This window comes from Achromobacter sp. 2789STDY5608615, from assembly GCF_001298995.1.
Lineage (GTDB): Bacteria > Pseudomonadota > Gammaproteobacteria > Burkholderiales > Burkholderiaceae_B > Achromobacter > Achromobacter insuavis.
Genome location: NZ_CYTY01000056.1, coordinates 28,590 through 33,256, shown reverse-complemented (window position 1 = coordinate 33,256; position 4,667 = coordinate 28,590). Strand labels below are relative to the sequence as shown.

Genomic DNA, 4,667 nt, shown 5'->3' with positions numbered 1-4,667 from the left:
GGTGCGGCCGGCGCGGCGGGCTGGGCCGGCGCGGGCGGGGCCTGCACGGCGGAGGCGCGGATCGGGCCGTCGCCGCCGGTGCCGAACATCTGGTGCAGGGTGGCGATCAGGGTGATGGCGGGCACGCCCACCATCAGCGCCACCGCGATGAGGATGCCGTTGCGATGTTCGATCATGATGACACCAGCCGTCCCGGCGAACGCAGGTAGTCCGCCTTGATTTTCTCGACGATCCAGTAGGCGGTGGCGCCCACCGTGCCCGTGGGGTTGTAGCCCGAGTTCTGGGGAAACAGCGCCGCGCCCGTGACGAAGACGTTGGGCACGTCCCACGACTGGCCGTAGCGGTTGACCACGCTGGTGGCAGGATCGCTGCCCATGGCCGCGCCGCCGGTCAGGTGGGTCGACTGGTACACCGTGGCCGAGAACGGCCGCTTGCGCGGTCCGGGCTCGGTCTGGGTCACGCCCTTCATGGCGCGGCCGATCTCGTCGCCGCGCTCGGTCAGGAACGCCGACATGCGGATGTCGTTGTCGGGGAAGTCGTAGGTCACGCGCAGCAGCGGCAGGCCCCAGGCATCCTTGTAGGTGGGATCCAGGCTGAGGTAGCCGCCGCGCCAGGGCTGGGCCGAGCCGGTGATGGTGATGTTGGCGGCGTGGTTGTAGTAGCGCTTGACCGCTTTCTTCCACTCGGCGCCCCAGCCCGGCGTGCCCTTGGGCGTGGGGTGAAAGCCGATCGGCGCGCCGCTGACCACCTGGATCTGCAGGTAGCCGCCGCCGACGAAGCCGTGCGGGCCATGATCGAAGTTGTCGGCGCTGAAGTCGTCCATGGTGACCGCCACGGCGCCGGCGCCCATGAACGGATTGATGTTCACGGATTCGTCGAAGAACAGGTTCACGCCGGAGGTGGTCTGGTGCGTGTAGTTGCGGCCCACCACGCCCTTGTCGGTCACCGGGTCGTAGGGCTGGCCGATGCCGGACAGCAGCAGCAGGCGCACGTTGTTGATGCCGAAGGCGCACAGCACCACGATCTCGGCCGGCTGGAACATCTCGGCGCCGGCCGCGTCCACGTAGGTCACGCCGCGCGCGCGCTGCTTGTCGGGCGTCAGCTCGACCCGCAGCACGTGCGCGCCGGTGCGGATCTCGAAGGTCGGCAGCTTCATCGCCACCGGCAGGATACAGACCTGCGGCGAGGCCTTGGCGAAGTGCTCGCAGCCGAAGTTGGAACAGAAGCCGCAATACACACAGGCGCTCATGTGCAGGCCTTCGCTGTTCACGTAGGGCCGGGTACAGAGCGCGGACGGCTGCACGTAGGGGTGGTAGCCGAGCTTGCGCGCCGCCTCGCCGAACAGGGCCGGCGCATACGGCACCTTCATGGGCGGATTGGGGTAGGGCCGCGAGCGCCAGGGCTCGAACGGGTTGCCGCCTTCCTGCTTCTGGCCCTTGAGGTTGCCGGCCTGGCCGGAGGCGCCGATCAGGTAGTCGTAGCGGTCGAAGTACGGCTCCAGTTCGTCGTAGGTCAGCGGCCAGTCCTGGCAGGTCAGTTCCGGGTCGAAGATCTTGGCGCCATAGCGTTCGGTGTAGTGGCTGCGCAGGCGGAAGTCGGTGGGGTCGAAGCGGTAGTAGGCGCCCGACCAGTGGTTGCCGGCGCCGCCCAGGTGGGTGCCGGGATAGGCGAACTGCCAGCGCCGCATCGGCAGCGCCTTCTGGTCGGTGTTGTTGCGGAAGGTGAAGGTCTCGGTGGCCGCGTTCTGGTGCAATTCGTGGCGCCGCGTGTACTTCAGTTCGTCGTGGACGTAGGGGCCCTGGAAATCGGGCGAGGGCCAGCGCGCCTCGCCGCGTTCCAGCACCACCACGCGCTGGCCCGCCGCGGCCAGTTCCTTGCCGATGATGGCGCCGGTCCAGCCGCCGCCGACGATCGCCACGTCCACCGGGGGGAGCGTCTTAGCCATGGCCGTCTCCCGGTTTCATCGTGTGCACGCGGGCATTGGCGATGGACACGGGCCGGCCGGCCCAGATCACGCCGTGGCGCTCGATGTCGTTGGAGAACGAGGCGTAGGCGCCGGGAAAGCCCACCAGCTTCCAGCCCACCATGTCGATGTTGCCGCCATACAGCGGGTCGGAGAAAAAGCCCTCGATGGTGGCGTCCAGCAGGGCCTGGAAGAACACGGCCGACGGCAGCGGCGAAAAATCCGGCTTGCCGGCCTGCATGTCGTGCAGCCAGGCGTCCTGGCGCTGGGCGTCCAGTTCGGCGTAGGGCTTGCCGTCCTGCTTGCGGGCGGCGGCGTCCAGCGCCGCCAGGCCGCGCCGGAACATCTCGGCGGGCGTGAATGACAGCTGGTAGCCCTGTTCGGGCGTGCCGGCCTCGAACGGCCCCTGGCGGTAGAACTGCTCGCCCGCGCCCCAGGCGCCCGCCAGCTGGCCGTCGAGGAACTGGGTCACGCCGGCTTCCTTGGCGCCGGGGCCGAGCTCGTCGGCCGGGATCAGGCGCGCGGCGATGGCGTCCATCGCCAGGGCTTCCTGGGCGTTGAAGAACTTGAGCGTGCGGTTGGGCGGGGCGGCGGCCGGGGCGGCCATGGGGTCGGGCGCGGCGGCGGCGTGGGGCGCCCAGACGGCGCCGGGCACGCCCACGGCCAGGGCTTTGAGCAGCCCGCGCCGTGCGGAAACAGGTTGGTCTTTCATTCATCGCTCCAGCGGCGGAGCCGACGTCCGGCGAGGCCGGCCCCACGGCGCTGCGGCCCGCGAGGCGACGACCTCCGGAGCGTTTGGCTCCCGAGTGAAAGGGATCCCGCGACAGCCTATGTGTACGTGCACTGAGTGTGTCACCGATCTGGGGGCGGCGACAACTCCCCGATGCGGGCCAACCCAAATTTTTCCGACTGCTGCATTTCAGCTAATATTCAGGTTCCTGAAAGAATGAGAGCACGGCGGAACACGCGGCCTGCGCTTGCCCGGCAAGCGCGGACGGTTTCGCCATCTATGACCGACGACCCGCCTCCTAGTACGGCGCCGCTCACGTGGCGGCGCCCGGTTTCCCCTCCCTGCCGACTTCCGGCATCCGGCCGTTCCCGGTCGGTTCCACACGATCTCGCGGCAGCGCCCACGCCTCGCATAGGCGGGCGCGCGCCGCCGCCGATCCGTCCGACACCGCCCGCGCGTCCCACCCGGACCCGCGCGCCTGATCTATTCTGTCCGAGTCCGTCCCTTGCGATGGCGCCGCCTTTGCCGGACGCCCGCGCGCACTCGATCCTGATCCTTCTTGTGGAACGTTGATGATCTTCGACTGGATGTCCGACCCGACCGCCTGGCTTGGCCTGGCGACGCTGGTCATTCTTGAAATCGTGCTGGGTATCGACAACCTGGTGTTCATTGCCATCCTGGCCGACAAGCTGCCGCCGGCGCAGCGCAACCGCGCCCGCATGATCGGCCTGACGCTGGCCATGCTGATGCGGCTGGGCCTGCTGGCCAGCATCGCCTGGGTGGTGACCCTGACGGCGCCGCTGTTCACCGTGCTGGGCGCCGAGATCTCGGGGCGCGACCTGATCCTGATCCTGGGCGGCCTGTTCCTGTTGTTCAAGGGCACCATGGAGCTGCACGAGCGCGTCGAGGGCAGCAGCGGCCACGACAGCGGCCAGAAGGTGCAGCACGCCGTGTTCTGGCAGGTGATCCTGCAGATCGTGGTGCTGGACGCGGTATTTTCGCTGGACTCGGTGATCACGGCGGTCGGCATGGTGCAGGACCTGAGCATCATGATGATCGCGGTGGTGGTGGCGATGGCCGTGATGATGCTGGCCAGCCGCCCGCTGATGGGCTTCGTGGCGCGTCACCCGACCGTGGTGATCCTGTGCCTGGGCCTGCTGCTGATGATCGGCTTCAGCCTGGTGGCCGAAGGCCTGGGCTTCCACGTGCCCAAGGGCTACCTGTACGCCGCGATCGGCTTCTCGATCCTGATCGAGCTGTGCAACCAGCTGGCGCGCCGCAACCGGGCCAAGGGCACGCACGCCCTGGGCCGCCGCCAGCGCACCGCGCAGGCCGTGCTGCGGCTGTTGCGCGCCGGCCGTGGCGGCCAGGCGTCGCAGCAGGCCGATGACGTGGTGGCGCTGGTGGACGGCGCCGGCGAGGAGCCGGCCTTCGCGCCGGAGGAAAGCTCCATGATCGAACGCGTGCTGGCCATCGGCGGGCACGACGTGCGCGCCATCATGGTGGCGCGCGGCGAGATGATCTGGCTGGACGTGGCCGATACGCCCGACGTGATCGTGCGCAAGTTCGCCTCGGGCCACTCGCGCCTGCCGCTGTGCGCCGGCGATCCGGCCAACGTGCTGGGCGTGCTGCACTTCAAGGACCTGCTGCCGCTGTTGCAGAACCCGGGCCCGATCGACCTGGTCGAGCTGGCGCGCGAGCCACGCTACGTGATGGAGACCACGCCGGTGCTGAAGGTGCTGGAAGAACTGCGCGCCTCGCGCGACCACATGTTGATCGTGGTCGACGAACACGGCGTGTGCGAAGGGCTGGTGACGCCGATGGACGTGCTGACCGCGGTGGCCGGCGAGCTGCCGGAGGACAGCGAGGCGCCGCCCGAGGCGCTGCAACTGTCCGACGGCTCGTGGCTGCTCGACGGGCGCCTGGCCCTGGCCGAGGCGGCGCGGGTGCTGGAGGTGGCGGACCTGGCCGATG

Annotated in this window: 3 protein-coding genes; 1 reads left to right on the top strand and 2 read right to left on the bottom strand. The window is 69.3% G+C overall.

Annotated elements, in window-relative coordinates; all coding sequences use genetic code 11:
- Window positions 1–172: 172 nt before the first annotated feature.
- Both AOZ49_RS28925 and AOZ49_RS28920 read right to left on the bottom strand, forming a co-directional pair.
- Window positions 173–1,945: a GMC family oxidoreductase gene (locus tag AOZ49_RS28925; protein ID WP_054479283.1), complete on the bottom strand. Its 1,773-nt coding sequence runs from the start codon at window positions 1,943–1,945 to the stop codon at window positions 173–175.
- Window positions 1,938–2,675 (bottom strand): gluconate 2-dehydrogenase subunit 3 family protein, encoded by a 738-nt coding sequence (locus tag AOZ49_RS28920; RefSeq protein ID WP_054435328.1) that lies wholly within the window; start codon window positions 2,673–2,675, stop codon window positions 1,938–1,940. Before AOZ49_RS28920 ends, AOZ49_RS28925 begins: the two co-directional genes overlap by 8 nt.
- A gap of 590 nt (window positions 2,676–3,265) precedes the next feature.
- Between AOZ49_RS28920 and AOZ49_RS28915 the strand changes: the two genes are divergently transcribed.
- Window positions 3,266–4,667 (top strand): TerC family protein (locus AOZ49_RS28915; RefSeq protein ID WP_082380626.1); only part of this gene is annotated, 1,402 nt, incomplete at its 3' end.